The sequence below is a fragment of the Cryomorphaceae bacterium genome (assembly GCA_017798125.1).
In the GTDB taxonomy this organism is placed as follows: domain Bacteria; phylum Bacteroidota; class Bacteroidia; order Flavobacteriales; family ECT2AJA-044; genus ECT2AJA-044.
This window is the reverse complement of the sequence record CP059070.1, coordinates 1,157,210-1,175,985: the sequence shown is the minus strand read 5'-3', so window position 1 is coordinate 1,175,985 and position 18,776 is coordinate 1,157,210. Positions and strand designations below refer to the sequence as shown.

The 18,776-nt window shown below is 49.1% G+C and carries 4 protein-coding genes; all 4 read right to left on the bottom strand.

The window, feature by feature from the left end:
- Positions 1–112 precede the first annotated feature (112 nt).
- Positions 113–802: a response regulator transcription factor gene (locus HZ996_04950; protein ID QTN38521.1), complete on the bottom strand. Its 690-nt coding sequence runs from the start codon at positions 800–802 to the stop codon at positions 113–115.
- Positions 789–2,654, bottom strand: coding sequence for a sensor histidine kinase (locus HZ996_04945; GenBank protein QTN38520.1), 1,866 nt, complete (start codon positions 2,652–2,654; stop codon positions 789–791). The genes HZ996_04950 and HZ996_04945 overlap by 14 nt, the downstream gene beginning before the upstream one ends.
- Entirely contained in the window at positions 2,644–4,506 is a 1,863-nt protein-coding gene (locus HZ996_04940) for a hypothetical protein (protein QTN38519.1), read from the bottom strand. The genes HZ996_04945 and HZ996_04940 overlap by 11 nt, the downstream gene beginning before the upstream one ends.
- Positions 4,507–4,585: 79 nt before the next feature.
- Positions 4,586–18,505 carry a tandem-95 repeat protein gene (locus tag HZ996_04935; GenBank protein ID QTN38518.1) on the bottom strand — a complete coding sequence of 4,640 codons (13,920 nt, stop codon included), beginning with the start codon at positions 18,503–18,505 and terminating at the stop codon, positions 4,586–4,588.
- Positions 18,506–18,776 lie beyond the last annotated feature (271 nt).

Here is an 18,776-nt window from a genome sequence, read left to right as displayed (position 1 = left end):
TGGATGCTCGTTGTTTCACGACCATAGCCTTCAACCGCTACCGAAATTATATGCCAATGGCCTTCCTAAAAAAGGAATGTTGTAAACCGCACAAATTTTGTTGTGAATGGAATTAGATGCCGGAAAGGGCATCAATCACCTCATCTCGGTGGCTCCGAGAAAGAGGGATGACTTCATCACCTATGCGAACCTCATTAGAAGAATATCCCGTAACTGCTTTAGTATTAATAGCATAGGACCGGTGAGTCTGGATGAAATGCTCATCTTCGATGCGTTGAAGAAGTTCCTTAAGGGAACTTCGCTTCAACCATACCTTATCGCGTGTGTACAGCTCCACGTATATGTTTTCCGCTTTCATGTAGCGAATATCCTGCAGGGGGATGCGGGCGTGTGCATTTCCTTTTCGGACCGATACTCCGCGCTCAATTCCACTCGAAGCACGCATCATGGTCATCTCAATGGCCACGTATAGGTCTTGTTCTGTGAATGGTTTAACCACATATGCTCCAGGGCGCACCTTTTTAGCCGCTTCCACGGTACTCATATCTGAATAGCTGGTCACAAAGAAAAACGGGACCCCACTCTCGCTCAATTGTTCGCCGAGTTTGATGCCCTCGGATCCGAGTTTGAGGTTTATATCGAGAATGGCGAGGTCACATTCGCATTGGTTTAGGCCCTCACGGGCCGATGCTAAAGTATGCGCCATACCCACCACTTCATGGCCCATATCTTCGACCATGGCAGCTACCGTTTCGGCAACAATACGTTCGTCATCTACAATGAATACTCTATGCTTCATCATCCACCTCTTGAAACACGATACTAAAATCGGAAAATCCGCTAAAATAACCGTAGCTAAAGCTCGCACCCATTTCCTCAACCAGGATATTGACCAGTCTTAACCCCAAGGACCTCGAATTCTTCCAGTCATATCCCTCGGGCATACCGGGGCCATTGTCTTGCACGGACAAAATCCAACCGTCCTTTCCAATTAGCTTCCCGATAATTCTTAGTTCGCCTGTATCCGTATCGTTAAAAGCATACTTAAAAGAATTGGTGACCAATTCATTCACTACCATAGCTAATGACATGGCTTTCTCGATATCCAGTTCAATCTCCGCACAGTCTATGGACCAACTCACCCCTTCTGCCTTTTGGGCAAAGGAGCTCAGCAGGTTGGGCAAAAGCTCTTCCAAATACCCAGATAGCTTCACTTGTACCTCCTCATCGCGCTCATAGAGTCCTTGGTGAATGAGGGACATGGACTGAATTCGGCCCCTCGCCTCTCCGAGCGCTTTTTTCGCTTCGTCCGATTCGAGGTTCCTACTTTGTAGATATAGCAAGCCTGATAGAGTGGTCAGGTTATTTTTGACGCGGTGGTGCAATTCTCGGTAGAGGTGATTCTTCTGTTCCAAGGTCATCTCGAGCTTGCGGTTAGTAGATTCAATGACCGCTTGTTGATCGCGCAGCATGATATTGGCCAGACGCGATCGTCGATAAAACAGGAATAGGCTACTCAGAATGATGATCAGGCTCATGGACAAAAGTATGAGCAGCCGTTTTCGGTTGGACTCCATCTCAAGTCGCTCTTCCGCTACCAGCATAGCGTTTTCTGCCCGCAATAGGTCGTTTCGGGCAGATTCAGCACCGACTTTTGCCATGGTCTCCGCAATTTGCTCATCAATTTGCTGCTCAAGAAGGTCACAGTACAATTCGTGATAAGCCCAGTAGGTTTCTGTAGATTCCTTGTATTGACCTTGATCATAGTACACCTGAGCTTTTAGCTTAAAAACATCCGCTTGAGGAATGGGCCATTGATAGCGAATGGCGTCCATTTCCATCGCTTCGATTTCAGCCAAGGCAAGGTCAAAGCGCCCAGTACCTGAATAAAGACGAGCGATTTGGAAACGGACCTGTGCTAAATCACGCCAATGTCCCAAATCGGTTCGAATTTTCTTAGCCCTTTGGTAATAGGGCATGGGGTTCTCTCCGTCCCAATTGTGATTGATATAGCCCAAGTCAACCAATGCGGTGGCCTCATGCCAGGGAACGTTGTTTTCTCTGCACAACTGAATACACTCAACTAAATGACCGGTAGCTGCATCTATGGAATCATAGGCGGCCTCGATGAAAAGCGCGGATTTTCGATGGAGGAACCGAGCCCTTAAACTCGGTGAAATCGAAGGATCCGAAGACATGGCATTGAGTCGATCTAAATAGACAAAGGCCTCTTCGTACACGCCACTTGAGCGGCAGTGTTCCAGCATGTCTACGTATACCCTGAAGACCCCCTCTTTGTCCTTTAAGGCCTCGTAGGTAACCAACGCCGAGTCAAACATATGGACGGCATTAAGGTTATCCCCGCGAAGGCGGTGGACACGACCACGAAGGAGGTAGTAACGCCCTTGTCGTGCGCCTTTCATCGGCCCGTGAAGGGCCAAAGAATCTAGCCAGTATTCCGAAAGCCGAAAATCCCCGATTAAAAAGTTCGCCAGTGATTTGAAGTAGTAGTCTTCAGGACTAGAAATGACTTCATTCAACGTTTCGATTTCGGGTGTAAAATGAGTTTGTACGAAGCGCTGCTCAAAGGCGTCATCCTGAGCAAACCCAGCAGTAAAGATCAACAATGCAAATGCCAAAAGTCTAAGCCTCATCTTCCTCTCCTTCAAATACAATACTGAATCGGGCACGTTGGTCTAAATAGGTGTAACTAAATTGAGCGCCCATTTCTTCAACGAGAATTTTAACCAAGCGCAGGCCTAAGGATTTGGAGCTGTTCCAATCGTAGCCCGCGGGCATACCCGGACCATTGTCTTGGACACTTACCATCCATCCCGGATGAAGCTTCTTTCCCGTGACTCGAAGCTCTCCATTTATCACATCTTTAAAGGCATATTTAAATGAATTGGTCACAAGCTCATTGACAATCATAGCGAGGGACATCGCCTTTTCAATTTCGAGCTCAATATCATCGCAGTCTATGGACCAATCCACGCCTTGAGATTCGCTTGAAAAAGAACTCAACAAATTCGGGAGGAGCTCTTCTAGGTAGGTCGATAACTTGACTTGCACCTCATCGTCCCGCTGATACAGTCCTTGGTGGATCAAGGACATGGATTGGATTCTGCCCCGAGCCTCGGAAAGCGCTTTCTTGGCCTCCTCGCTATCCAAATTTCGGCTCTGCATATACAGCAAGCCCGAAAGCGTGGTCAAGTTGTTCTTGACGCGGTGGTGTAGTTCTCGATACAGGTGATTTTTCTGATCCAGGGTCATTTCTAGTTTCCTGTTCGTGGACTCGATGACCTCTTGCTGGCTCCGCAGCATGGTATTGGCTTGACGGGATCGCTGATAGAATACGTAGAGGCTTCCTAAAATGATGGCTAAGCTTACGGTCAGCAGTAAGAAAAGCTGACGACGGTTGGATTCCGCTTCTAGTTTTTCCTGTGTAGTGAGCATAGCGTTTTCGGTGCGAAGAAGGTCGTTCCGAGTAGTCTGAGCTCCAATCTTCGCCATCATCTCGGCTACCTGATCGTCGATTCGATCGGCCAAAATGTGGGTGTAGCGATCGTGATACACCCGATAGGCCTCAAGTGCCTCATTCGGGTTTCCTTGTTTCTGATATACTTCGGACCGAATTCGCCAAACATCTGCTTCTGGTACCTTCCATCCATAACTCACTGCATCGCGCAATACGACTTCCAACTTATCTAGGGCTTCTTGATACCGACCCTCATCCGAATAGGCCCGTGCGATATTGAAGCGAACTTGGGAAAGATCTCTTCGGTAGCCAAGCTCAGACCAAATCGCTTCTGCCCGCTCATAATAGGTCAGTGAGCCGGGCGCTTTTCGGTAATGCAGGGTATACCCATAGTCTTGAGCAGCGGTAGCCTCATGCCAAGGAAGGTCGTGCACTTGGCAATAGGCCATGCACTTTTGCAGTAGCCCCGGAATGATATCGGTTGAGTCAATAGCCTCAATCAAGTAGGCTGCCTTGCGGTGCATGTATCGAGCCAGCAAATCCGGTGGGATTCGAGAGTTATTGGCCAGTTTGTTCAGTTGGTCTTTGTAGACCTCCCCTTCTTCAAACATGATTAAGGCTCGGCAGTGCTCCAATAAGTCTACATATACACGGAAGATGTCTGCGTCGCTCTGATTTCGCTGGCTGACGATGAGCGCGGAGTCAAACATGGTTACGGCACCTAGGTTGTCGCCAACTAAACGATTCACCCGACCGCGAAGCAGGTAATATCTACTGATGTGCTCGTCGGACATCGGCCCGTGGAGGGCCACAGAATCCAGCCATTGATTGGAACGAGAAAAATCTCCCTGGAGGAAATAGGCCAGCGAACGGAAGTAGCTGTCGTTGGGGTCACTCAAGGGTTCCATTCCCGTCTCCCCTGTCGGATTCAAGTGGGTTTGACGGACTCGCTGATCAAAAGAATCTGCCCGTTGCGCATAAGTGAGCGCTGCCGAGGCCAGCATGCAAATGAGCAGTCGAAGTTTCATCACGCTCAAGATAAAAAAAAGCCCCCGCCAAAAAGCGAGGGCTCCAAAACCATTGCGGGTTTCGTTCACATAGCGCGAATTATCTAGTAATCACCAATCGGCGTTGCTCGACCGCATTCGCGTGCTCCAATACTACGGTGTAGTTACCGGCGGACCATTGTCCAACTTCTATGACGTGATCTTGGGCAAATGGTTCAGCTTCAGCTTCATAAATCAGCTGACCGAGTGCGTTGATCACGCGAATCGTGACTTGATCTGCCCCATTGATGGTCCAATCCAAGGTCACATGATCGCTGGTTGGGTTCGGATACAAGCGGACTTCTTTAAATCCGCCTTCATCCAAGCCAATGGTGCAATCCACTACATCCATACGCCAGCTACCGCTGGTCTCGCAGCCCGTCGCGGCGTCAATAAAGGTGTAGTAGTAGGTATGCGTACCCAAGCCTGCAGCAGCAGGGTCCAGTATGTTGTTCGTCACCCCAGGACCGGTAATGGTCAAGGTTCCATTCGGGTTCAATGGGAATGGTGCTGGATTATCGGTCAAACATACCGAAGATGGAATTTGACCCAAGTCAACGCTGTCTTGCGGCTGAAGGATATCGACAAAGACGGAGTCTGTAGCCACACATCCCTGACCATTGGTCACCTGCACTGAGTACCATCCGGACTGGGTAATGTTGTAGTAAGGAAGGCCTGAGCCATCCTGCCACACATAGTTCCACTTATTGCCCGTCGGTGACCACAGCTGAACAAAGCCACATCCGACCGTATCCGGCCCTAAGTCAATGGTAAAGGAACTTTCTACGGTAATATCAAAGGTTCCCGTAACCACATTTCCACTGGCATCCACAGCCTCATAGCACTGCGTTGTAGTCCCTACCGGATAGGTACTACCGCTGTTCTGACCACAAGTCTGAATGATGGTCACGCCCGGACAGTTGTCCGTAGCTGTTGGGTATGGGAAATTCACGATAGCCGAGCAGTCCATAGAATCTGCTTGAACCGTGATGTCAGAAGGTACCGTCAAGACCGGAGCCTCGTTGTCTTCAACCGTGATCACGAAGTTCTCTGTGACACAGTTTCCAGCCAAATCGCAAACCTCATAAACAACCGAATGAGTTCCGATTCCTACGAAGTCTCCCGACGCTGGACCACTGATCAGAGTAAAGATCAGATCTGCGGCCGCGGTACAATTGTCAATACCTTGAACCGGACCGTAAACCACTGTTGCCCCACATTGACCTGGGTCATTACTCACCGTAAAGTCAGCAGGCAAATTAGGTACGGGTGCTTCTAAGTCATTGACGGTCACGTCGAATGAACAGGTATCCGTATTTCCAAAGCTATCTTCCGCAACCCAGGTGATGGTGGTTGTACCCACTGGGAATAGATCCCCATCCATAAGGCCAGTGCCATCGGCACGATAGAGCGAGTCGCTTCCTTGGCCACCAACAAAGGTTGGCATCGGAATCATGGCGATTACTGCACCGCATTGTCCTGGATCATTAGGAAGAACCATATCATTTGGACAGCTTAACTGTGGAGGATTCGCATCGATCACGGTCACGGTATACGTACAGCTGTCTTGCAGACCATTCACGTCCGTAGCGGTATAACCGTAGGTATAGACACCGGGCTGCAATGGTCCAGGTGCTGGCGCCGTGGTCAAATCGACGGACTGAATTCCACAGTTATCCGTAGCATTTGCTCCTGGTGGAGTGTATGAAGCCCCGGAACTGTTGGTCGCGTAGATCGTATCATTCGCAGGACAGCTCACTACTGGCGGTTCAACATCAACAACCGTAATAGTCACCGTCATCGATACGGTATTACCCGATGCATCTTCATAGGTGTAATCCACTGTATGAACGCCAACAGACAAGGTGTCTCCCGGCATAATGCTCGGAGTACCCACCAATTGAGCATCGCAATTGTCGTCGACCATTGGCATGCTGAAGTTGGCCACGCCTGCGCAAGCTCCCGTGTATGAATCAAAGCTGAACTGATCACTTCCCGTGAGGGTTGGTGCGATGGTATCAAGGACCGTTACATTAGCCATACACTGCGCCGTATTTCCGGCCTCATCAGTTACCGTCAAGGTCGCTTGCTGTACGCCTATATCGGCGCAGAAGAAACTATCCGGCTGGGCTATAGTCGTCACTGGACCACAGGCATCAAAACTACCACCGTCAATCATTCCAGGAGCCAAATATGCCCAGCCTTGATCGTTCAAGTACAGCGTTACGTCCTGACATACTGCTGTAGGCGGAGTCAACTCGGTTACATTGACGTAAACCGTTGCCTGAGCACATTGAGTTGGCGACCAGCTGTCACATACTTCATATACCAGAGAATCTACCCCTACAAAACAAGCCGTCGGTGTGTAGGTAATGGTTCCGTCTGGGTTAACCACAACCGTTCCTGAATCAGGAGGAGTGACAATAGTGACGCTGGTGCTATCCAAGTAACCTTCAGGGTCATCATCATTCGGTAGAATGGAGATGACTACAGAAGCTGTATCCGTCGTACTCACCGTATCATTGACTGCTACCGGAGGCTGGTTATCTGGGTAACACGCTGGTGTTGCCGATGGATAAGCCACCGTATACATTGGAGAAGTCGGGTTGACTTCGAACTGCACTTGAATTGGCCTTAGGTTCGCGGCTGGATAATTAACGATACCGTTTGGCAATGCCTCGTATCCCGGCCACAATGAGCTACCCATTAAGGGTTGATTCTGAAGTGTATCCACGGCTACCCCAAAGGCATCGTAAATGTACACCGAGGTCGTCGTATTCGGCAATCCAAGCAAGGTTGCATCCCATTGGAAATACGGTACGTCCATATCACAATAGCTATCCACCACCGCACTAAGACTTGGATCCACCGTAATGTATACCCAAGCAGTATCGGTGCCTCCACTCTCATTCACAATGACGTATTGTAAGCTATCGGTTCCGCTAAAGGAACTGTCCGGAGTATACACCAATTCATTTCCGTTCCAATAAGAACTTCCATTGCTCGGTGGTGTCAATTCTTGAATCACCGTGATCACCTCGTTGTTCGGATCGCTGTCGTTATTGACAACAACAATGCTGACCGAATCCCCAGGTGTCGTACTCATAGTATCATTGACCGCAACAGGCGGATCAATTGGAATGATGTTCGGGTAGATGTATACTATGGCATATGCCGTATCACACTCTACAGGTGATGGAATTCCGAAATCACATACTTGGTAGATGATGGAATCCCATCCACTGAAGTTTGGATCAGGCGTATAGTTCAACCAACCTGTATTCGGATCAACCGTCACACTACCGTTATTCGGGAAATCCACAATGGTCACAGAGGTTGAATCCAAAGGATAACCTTCAGGATCGTAATCGTTCACCAAGACATTGATTGGAACAGAAGTATTCAGTCCAGTGGCCGCGTAATTCACGACGGCTACTGGTGGCTGGTTGGCCGGAACATCTTCTACCGTTACGTAGACCCAGGCCGTATCACATAGGCCGTCATTATCACAGACTTGATAGAGCAAGCTATCGGTTCCAACAAATCCTGGTGCCGGCGTGTAAATGGCCTCCCCGGTACTTGAAGAAACCGCCACTGAACCATTCGATGGCTGTTGTAGGACAGAAATCGTGGCTGGCACGATGATACCATCCGGGTCACTATCGTTTCCGGTAAGGTGAATGGTCACCGGTGTATCGATATTGGTCGTGGCCGTATCGTTTATGGCAACCGGCGGCAAATTCACATCTGGAATATTCGGACTTCCTTGTACCGTGACATATACCCAAGCGGTATCACACGCACTTGGCAATGGAGATCCATCATCACAAACTACATACTGAAGGCTGTCTACACCGGTAAAGGTTCCGTTTGGTGTGTAGGCAATAACGCCAGAGCCAGGATCCACGAAGTAACTACCCGCTGTTGGATCGGTAATGACCATTAGCGTAGAGTTGTCAATATTTCCATCGACATCGTAGTCGTTATTGACCACGGGTACGCCCACAATCTGCCCAGGATTGGTAAACGTTGTGTCGTTGACCGCTACTGGGGGATCATTTTCTGGTATGACGTCAATGTACACCCAAGCCGTATCGCACTGGCTCGGTGTCGGAGCTGGTGGATCGGTACAAATCACATATTGCAAGCTATCCGGGCCATCGAAGTTCGGATCTGGAATGTAGGTGATGCTTCCGTTGAGCGTATCCACGACAACAGTTCCACCAGTTGGGGGCATGAGAATGGCAACACTGGTCGAATCCAAGTGTCCATTAGGGTCCGTATCGTTATTCGGAATATCGATGACCACAGGGGTGTCCTCAGGTGTTGAAGCCGTGTCATTCACCGCATCTGGTGGTAGCATAATGGAAACACCATTCACGTCTACCAATACGTAGACGGTAGCGGTATCACACAAGGCTGGCACCGTATCCTCACAAACCGTGTACACATAAGTATCCAGACCACTAAACCCTGGATCCGGCGTGTACGTATGTAAGCCGGTCGTGTAATCAATCGTCACCATACCATTGGCAGGCGGCGTATTAATGACCATTGAATTGGTGTCGAGGTCATTGTCGACGTCGTAATCATTGCTCAAAACATCAATGTCAACAGGCGTATTGGGCGGTGTTCCCGTGTAATCATCAACAGCCACCGGCGGGTCGTTTACGGGGAATACAAAGAAAACATATACCCAAGCCGTATCGCACAGCGGCACAGCATTCTGGTCGCAGATCACATATTGCAACGAGTCTGGTCCAAAGAAGTTAGGCCCAGGTGTGTAGATGACCTCACCGGTCACAGGATCCACCGTTGCTGTACCTTCCCAAGGGCCTTGGATGATGGCTACAGATGTGCTGTCAAAGAAAGCTCCATCAGGAATATCAGTAGCAATTACGTCAATAGTAACTGGTGTATCCTCATTCACTCCAACCGTATCATTCACAGCAATTGGATTGCTAAACGGAATGGCCTGACAAGTTGCACTCGCTGGCGGATAAGGAATGTTGATCGTATCTGTAGGATTAACCGAAACAATCAAATTAGCCGCTGGTGCAGTCGCTCCAAAACCATCGTTTGCCGGCAACCACTGGCCATTGATTAATTCCCAACCTGGCCAGTCAACACAGTTTCCGTTATTGTCCAATACAACGCCTGCCCATGGTACAATACCCGTGTATGGTAAACCGCTATCCACCTGAACGATTACATCCAAACTATCCATCCAGTACAGGGTAATGGTTGGAGGTGGAGGGAAGTTGACCACTTGGACCGAGTACGTTACATATGGAACGTTATCCGCACAGAAACTGTCTGCATAGAGAATAACAAACTCTCGTTCTTCAACCGTGACCACGGCTATTGCCGTATCGCATAATGCTGGATTTCCTTGATCGCAAATGAGGTAGGTGATGGTATCGACACCTACAAAGCCACTATCGGCCACATAGGTCAAAACACCTGTATTTGGATCAAGGCTATAGACTCCATTGTTCGGTCCGTCTAGAACAGTCACTGAAGTCAAATCCAACGGATTAGATGTTCCGAAGTCATTCGCAGGAAGGTCGATATCCACTGGTGTACTCCAGCTTGTTGTAGCCGTATCCATATTGGCTACTGGACCTGTCGGGCCTTCAACATCAATATACACCCACGCTGTATCACACAACGTCGGATTGCCGTTGTCACAAATGCTGTATTGCAAGCTATCCGTTCCCGCAAAACCGACTCCTGGCGTGTAGGTAATTTCACCCGTAATCGGATCAACTGTTGCTGAACCATTATCTGGACTATTCGTAATCACCACGGTCGTTTCATCCACTGCTCCATCAGGATCGGAATCGTTGGACGGAGCATCAATTGTGACAGGTGATCCCTGAGGAGTCGAAGCCGAATCATTGACGGCAACCGGAGGCATGTTAGGCGCATCCGTTACGTCAATCATTACCCAAGCTGTACTGCAAAGGCTAGGTGTGTTCTGATCGCAAATCTGGTACTCAAGACTATCAAGCCCGGTAAAACCAGGATTTGGTGTGTAGGTCAATTCTCCGGTAGCTGGATCATAAGAAGCAGTACCGTTCATTGGCGCTGTAAGCTCCACGTAAGTCGCAGAATCCAGCGGTGCACTTCCGGGTATGTCGTTAGCAAGTACACTAATGTCAACAGGCATGCCGACTGTAGTCATCGCATTATCCAAAGTGGCCGTAGGACCCGTAGGAGGAGCCGCAGCACACGCTGGGGTAGCTGGTGGGTAACTCACAAACAGGGTATCCGTTGGATTCACCGTGAAGAGAATCGTCGCAACAGGACGAGTATCCTCGAATCCATCACTCGTTTGTACCCATGTTCCGTTGGTATACACCCAGCCTGGCCAGTCCGTTGGATTGCCGTTCGCGTCAACCACCATACCCGGCCACAACAAAGTATCCTGCATAGGCTGATCAACATAAGAAGCAATGGTACCGCCTTGTGCATCGACAAAGGTGACCGTCACCAATCCCGGACTAGCAAAATTGTCCGCTGAGACGTCCCAATACAAATACGCCACATCGCTAATACAAGCAGAGCCCGTATTCACGGTAATGGTCCGAGGTTCCACGGTAATGTACACCTCGGCCTCATCACAGAGGATGGGCATACCAGTATCACAAACCTGGTAGGTCAATGTATCCGTTCCCGTCCAATCCAAATCCGGAATATAGGTAATCTCCCCTGTCACCGGATCAACACTTGCTGTTCCGTTCGAGGGTTGATCAGTAATGGTCACCGACGTCGGGTCTATGTTGTTTTCTGGATCCGTATCGTTGACCAGCACATCCACAGTAACCGGTGTATTGGCACTCGTGGTGTCGTAATCATCTACAGCCATAGGCATATCGTTTCCGGCACCGATGGTGATGTAGATCCACGCGGTATCGCAAAGAGGAACAGCATGGTCGTCACAAATGGAATACTGGAGACTGTCTATTCCAGAGAATCCATTATTCGGAGTGTATTGGAAGAATCCAGTCGTAAAATCATAGAAGAAGTTTCCATTCTGAGGTGCAATGGTCAAAGCGGCACTACCGGGATCAATATTGGCTCCATAGGCCGTATCGTTCAGAAGGATAAAGTTGCTTACCGGTGTATTGATAGGCGTAAACAAGGTGTCATTTACCGCCTGCGGCGGGATAGGCGGAGTCGCCGCACACGCTGGAGTCGCCGGAGGGTACGACACCACAATGGTATCTGATGGGTTCACTGCGAAGACCACGCTTGCTGTGGGGCGAAGGTCTTGGAAACCGTCATCTGCCATCATCCACTGGCCATTCTGGAAAATCCATCCGGGCCAATCAATAGGATTGCCATTGGCATCCACAACCATTCCCGGATAGAGTATGGTATCCGTCATAGGCATATCCGTATACACAACCGCTGGGTTTCCATTGTTGTCCAAGAAGGTGATGGTTACCAATCCCGGGCTAGGGAAATTATCGGCGACAACCTCCCAGGCCAAATAGGCCACGTCGCTTTCGCAGTAGCTTGTGGAGTTAATGGTCAAGGTTCTGGGCTCCACCGTAATGACCACTTCTGCAGTATCACAATAGATCGGAATCCCTGTATCGCAAACCGCGTAGGTCAAGGTGTCATTGCCTTCAAAGTCAAGGTTTGGTGTGTATGTGATTTCTCCAGTTACGGGGTCGATCACAACCGTTCCATTGCTTGGCCCTGATACAAGCACAACCGAAGTACTGTCTAAGTTACCATTCGGATCACTGTCGTTGTTTAATACATCTACGACTACCGGCGTATTAACGCTCGTGGTTTCCATATCATCTATAGCTACCGGAGGTAAATTGGTAATGATTACGTCAATGTATACCCAAGCGGTGTCAAAGCCTCCTAGACCATCGGTAATTGCGTATTGAAGCGAATCCAATCCGCTAGTACCCGGCGTGCTGATGTACTGAATGTCATTCCCGATTTGCGTGGCCGTACCACTTGTAGGAGGCACCAAAATGGTAAATGTGGAAATTGGATCTCCATCAGGATCGAAGTCATTAGCGAGAACATCAACTAAAGTGGTGTCTCCCGTTGGGAGATTGAGAACCGTATCGTTGACGGCCACTGGATCATCATTGATTCCACCGACAATCACTTCAACAATGGCCGTATCGCATAATGCGGGTAAAGGTGTTCCATCATCACAAACTTGATAAATGAAAGTATCTGTTCCGTTAAAGTTAGGATCCGGAGTGTACGTTACTGCTCCAGTCACTGGATCAACGGAAACCGAACCATTCGAAGGTTGACCGGTAATGGTGACAGTCGTTGGGTCAATATTGCTATCGATGTCGTAGTCATTAACGGTCACTGGAATAGAAATTGGTGTATCCTCTGGCGTCGAAACGGTGAGTCCAACAGCTACTGGTGGATCATTACCATCAATGACCCAAGTCTGCTCGTCAAAACAACCATTCGCATCGGTGACACTTAGCGTATAGGTTCCCGGCGCTAGGTTCATGCGGTTCAAACCTGAACCAGCATCACTCCAGTCCTGGAAATAAGGAGCTACACCTCCGTTAATAGTCGCAGAAATTGTTCCGTTATTCAGACCACTAGTGGCATCTGTATACGTACCTGAGACGTCCAATGCCGCCGCGGGCTGGGTCAGAACAAATGAATTAACATGCGTACAGCCATTGTCATCCGTAACGGTAACTGAATAAGTTCCGGCGGACAGGTTGGACACATCCTGAGTGGCCGCACCTGTGGACCACTGATAGGAGTAATCCAATGCAACAGTTCCTCCACTTGGCGTCAAGTCAATGGCCCCTGTTGATTCTCCAAAACACAAAATATCAGTGGTGATACCGGAAGATGTCAAAGAAGGTGGATCTGTGAGGGTAACCGTGGCATAAGTCATACAACCATTGACATCGGTAATGGTCACTCCATAGGCACCAGAGCTCAAGCCGCTGGCCGTAGCAGTAGTCTGTCCGTCGCTCCATGAATAGCTGTAACCGGTGGTTCCACCAGATACCGTTACCAAGGCCGATCCATCGGCAGCCCCATTACAAGAAAGATCACGTCCGTTGTAGTTGCTGCTCACAGACGCTCCCGCAGTGAGTACTTCCGGTTCCGTTATGGTCAAAGCCCCTTGAACCGTACATCCATTCTCGTCGGTAGCGGTTACCGAATAAGTTCCGGCACCCACGGACATTAAATTTTCCGTGGTCTGACCATTGCTCCAGAGATAGGTAAAGTTTCCAGTTCCACCGGAAACGGTGAATCCAGCCGAAGCATCTGATTCGCCATTGCACGAAATATCTTGACCATTATATCCACTGGTAACGCCAACAGATGCAGTCAATGCGGTTGGATCGCTCAAAGTCACTTGAGCCGTGGACGTACATCCGTTCACGTCATATACAGTTACTCCATATATCCCGGCAGCAACACTCTGCAAAGTCGAATTTGTTTGGCCGTTGCTCCATAGATAGGTGTACGCTCCTGTTCCGCCAGATGCAGTGACCAATGCACTACCATCGCTAGCACCCACACAAGTGATATCAAATCCATTGTAGTCTGAAGAAACACTTGCGCCGCTAGTAATCGCCGTTGGCGCGGTAATCGTCACTCCGGCTGTAGCCTGACAACCATTGTCGTCGTAGACCGATACGTCATAGGATCCCGCAGCAAGACCAGAAATCATCTGTGTCGTAGCCGAATTGCTCCATAGGTATGTGTACCCTCCTGTTCCGCCAGAACCTGTAACACTGGCTTGACCATCGGATGCACCATTGCAACTAACTTGACTTCCATTGTAGCTTGAGGTCACCGAGGCCGAGGCCGAAATTTGAACGGGATCCGAAATGGTAACGCTCGCCGTACCTAAACAACTATTCACGTCGTACACGCTTACGTCGTAGGTTCCAGCACTCAATCCAGATATGGTTTGGGTAGATTCCGAATTACTCCAAAGATAAGTGTACGCTCCTGTTCCCCCCGATGCTGTCACACCTGCTTGACCATCTGAAGCTCCCGCACAGCTGACATCTGCACCGTTGAAGTTAGAAGTTACATCTGCCGAAGCAGTAACCGCCGAAGGAGCGGTAAGACTAACACTTTGAATATTCTGGTAGCCGTTGTTGTCGGTAACCGTGACTTGATGACTTCCAGAGCTCAAACCGGACACATTCGCAGTTGACGTTCCATTCTCCCATAAGTAGGTATACGGAGTCGCTCCTCCTGAAGCGGTGACCGTCGCAGTACCATCGTTTGCCGATGCACACGAAATTTCCGCGCCGTTGTAATTGCTTGTAACGGACGTACCCGCATCAAAATTATTGGGCTCTGTCAAGGTCACGGTTCGTTCCAAGGTACACCCGTTGGCATCCGTAATGGTGACATCATAGGATCCCGCAGACAATCCACTTGGTGACTGAAGGTTAGAACCATTTGACCATTCGTAAGAGTAGGCCGGGGTTCCTCCTGACGCAGTCACGGTGGCGGCACCATCGTTTCCTCCATTTGTGGACACATTGAAGCCGGAATAGTCCGTTGTAGCCGATGCACCTCCTGAGAGGGCCGTTGGCTCCGTGACCGTGAAGCTCTGTTTTAACTCACATCCATTATCATCTGTTACCGTAACCGCATAAACGCCGGCTCCCAAGTTGGAAACATCTTGGTTAGAGCTTGTAAATCCTGGGCCACTCCAGCTATACGCCAGAGTACCAGCACCACCTGAAGCCGTAGCTCCAAGCGTCCCATCAGAAGCCCCATTACAGCTAACCCCTGATCCATTGAAATCGCTTGCATCCGTGGACGTCATGGTCAATGCAGTAGGCTCTGTAACCGTAAAGTTTTGTTTTGTGGAGCAGCTGTTATCGTCTGTTACCGTAACTCTATAGGTTCCGGGTTCTAAGTTGCTGATATCTTGATTCGAACTTGTGTAACCACTTGGTCCTGTCCAAGAATATGCTAAGGCCCCTGTTCCCCCTGACGCCGTGACGCCAATCGCTCCATCGTCTGCGCCATTACAAGTGATTCCAAAGCCATTATTACTGCTTTGATCACTCGAACTAATGGTCACCGACGCTGGCTCTGTAAGGGTGAAATTTTGTTCCGTTGTACAGCTATTTGCGTCCGTAACGGTTACTTTATACGTTCCGGGCTCCAAACTACTTATGTCTTGATTGGTACTTGAATAGCCGCTAGGGCCCGTCCAAGCATAGGTCAGGACTCCCGTACCTCCAGATGCCGTAACCCCTAAAGTGGCGTCATCAGCACCATTACAGCTGATATCTGAGCCATTGTAATCGCTTACGTCCGTAGCAGCGAAGGTTAGAGCTGTTGGCTCGGTTAAGGTATATCCTTGCTTTACCGTACATCCATTGGCATCCGTAATAGTCAATGCGTATACCCCGGCCTCTAAGCCCGTCAGATCCTCGCTACTTGAAGAGAACGAAGAAGGTCCGGTCCATCCATAGGTCAGAGAACCTGTTCCACCAGAAGCAGTAATTGAGATGGTTGCGTCTGAACCACCATTACAGGAAACCGCGGAGCCGTTGTTATCGCTGACCCTTGAATTGTCTAGACTTAAGGATGATGGATCGGTGACCGTTACACCGACAATGACGGTACACCCTCCAGCGTCCGTTACAGTGACTTGGTATTCTCCTGCTCCAAGACCATCCACGTCTTGGTCGGTCGAACCCGTATTCCATTCGTAGCTATATCCTCCTGCTCCACCTGAAGCGGTAACTCCGATGTTGGCATCTGACGCTCCCGCGCAGCTGACATCCGAACCGTTGAAATCAGTATTTACTCCCGAAATGGCCGTAGGACTGGCAGGCTCTCCAATGGTAACGTCGACCAGAGCTTTGGCTCCCACGCCATCAGTCACGGTCACTTGATAATCACCACCGGCCAGACTATTGTTTGGATTGTCCGTAGAGCCACCTGGCCAAGTGTAGGTATATGAACCATCTCCGCCTGAAGCAGAAATTGTAGCACTACCATCCGCGTTGGTACAAGAGCTAGCAGGGGACTGAGCATCTACTCCAGCCTCCAATAAATCTCGTTCGGTGATGGTCACTGACGTTATATCCTTACAGCCGTTTGCATCCGTCACCGTCCCCGTATAGGTTCCCGCGGCTAGCCCCGTTATTTGAAGTTCACTCACTCCACTCGCGGACTCACCGTTCGACCAAACAAAAGTGTATGGAGTAGTTCCCCCCGAGGCTGAAATGGTTGCTGACCCAGTACTTTGTCCATTGATGTCCACATTGACTTGATCGTCACCAGCATTAAGTACATCTGGTTCTGTAAGAGTAAGTCCAGGATTATTGGTACAACCATCGTTGTCCGTAACGGTGAAATTGTACGTTCCGGCTGCTAGGCCAGTAACCAAATATGTATTGCTGTTTGTTGTCGTTGAACCCGAATTCCAGACGATGGTGTACGGTGATGAGCCACCACTCACGGAAACGGTAATGACACCATCGGATTCTCCGTTACAAGAGGGAGGGTCAGAGGCAGTAACTGTGGTTTGGCCAATGCTCGATGAAATAGGAATCGAGTTAAAAGTACTGGACTCAATGTAGGAGTACCACCAGGTGTTGATCGTTTGAGCATCTCCATATGTACCGTTGGTACAACCGGTCCAAGTATGGCAACCGGACCCAGCAATTACGGGCGTACACCCTTGTAGTTCTTCTTCATCTGGATTCTCATTGCTTGGATCCGGAACTTCTGAGTCGTCCCAAAACAAATCGGGTACATTTGATTGTGGACGAACACGCTCTACCTTGTAACCGTCCAAATTACATTCCGTGTCAAACGTCGGAAAGTGCGTCACCCCCGCAATGATATCGACACTCAAGTTCATAGAAACACTTGTACTAACTGTAGCGCCAAGCCCATCTTTACCGTCCCAAACGAAACAATGCCACCCAGCCGCTGGAACATCCTCTTCTAGTAAGACATCAGCCGTACCAGGGGTATATACCCCGTCCGGCCCGTCAAGGTCAAGCAAGATTCTTCCTAGGCCTCCGGCATTATTAAATCGAGCTCGAACGCAATAGTCGCCCAAGCATCCTTCGATGACGGGAGTATCGGTTGATACGGTAGGCATGGTTCCATTCGGAAATACATTGATATCCGGTTCATTCCAAAAGAGTTTGTGCTCTGGCGTTCCAGCATATCCCGTTCTTGATTTACGATCTTCCTCTATATCTCCAGTATTTCCAGTACCTGTAGAATTGGCAAAAGTATTCCAAGCGAAAGGGTTAAAATCATCCCCCCAAAATTTAGTTACGGTACCGTCCGCAGTGTAAATAAAGGTTTCATTCGAGAATGGAGTACCCCAGCCATCATCATTTCGCAAAGTCCAGCTTCGATTCCAGAGTCGACCTTCTTGGATGGTATGTGTGACGGTATTAATAACGGTGAAATCCCAAAGGTTAACGAGCTCTCCAGTAGACCCGAAACCACCGCTCCATGATGTTCCGCTATTGTTGTTGAATTCAATGTAATATTCTCCGGCCTGAGCTGGTGAGAAAACAAAAGCGTCATAGCCAGAAGATTGAGCTGCAGACCCAGTCGGATAATTTGGGCCATTGTCTGCCTCAGATTGCCCATCGATATATCCTGTTCCAGATCCTGGGATAGATTGGCTTGTGCCAGCCGGCCAAACTTTATTTCCCCCACTATCCATAATTCGAACCCACAGATTATCTGATCCATCTTCGTCAAACCCGAAGTATAGAGCCTCATCTGCATTGTCCAACGTAACGTAAATACGTTGTGTAGCATCGGAACCAAAATACGGCCCAAGATTTTGTCCAGCTAAACTACGACCAACCTCTAATTGGATGGTAGGCCCACCATTGGCATTAGCCTCTTTCGACCCCTCGGCATAAACCAAAGGATGAACCAATAGAGAAATAAATAATAAGACGAGTGACTTTTGGAAGGAGCGTATAAGTGCTTTCATACGGGCACGGGTTAGAGTTTAGGGCTCTCCCCACCGTCTGAAACGGCAAATACGTAACCAACGTCATCGACGTTTTACGACGTCAGTTGTTGTTTCATGCCCGTTGCTTTGACCAGCTCTGTCAAATCCAACACGTTCCGTCAGGTGGGACGAACAAGCAACAGAGTGTCATAAATTTTGCCAATTTTACTAAATCCTGTGTATCAGTGACTTAAGTCACACAACCTTCGTCAATATTCTCATAATGAGAATATGATGTGGGATTTTGTAA

Coding starts and splice junctions, on each gene's coding strand:
- HZ996_04950 (QTN38521.1), bottom strand. CDS start 802: ATGATGAAGCATAGAGTATTCATTGTAGATGACGAACGTATTGTTGCC.
- HZ996_04945 (QTN38520.1), bottom strand. CDS start 2,654: ATGAGGCTTAGACTTTTGGCATTTGCATTGTTGATCTTTACTGCTGGG.
- HZ996_04940 (QTN38519.1), bottom strand. CDS start 4,506: ATGAAACTTCGACTGCTCATTTGCATGCTGGCCTCGGCAGCGCTCACT.
- HZ996_04935 (QTN38518.1), bottom strand. CDS start 18,505: ATGAAAGCACTTATACGCTCCTTCCAAAAGTCACTCGTCTTATTATTT.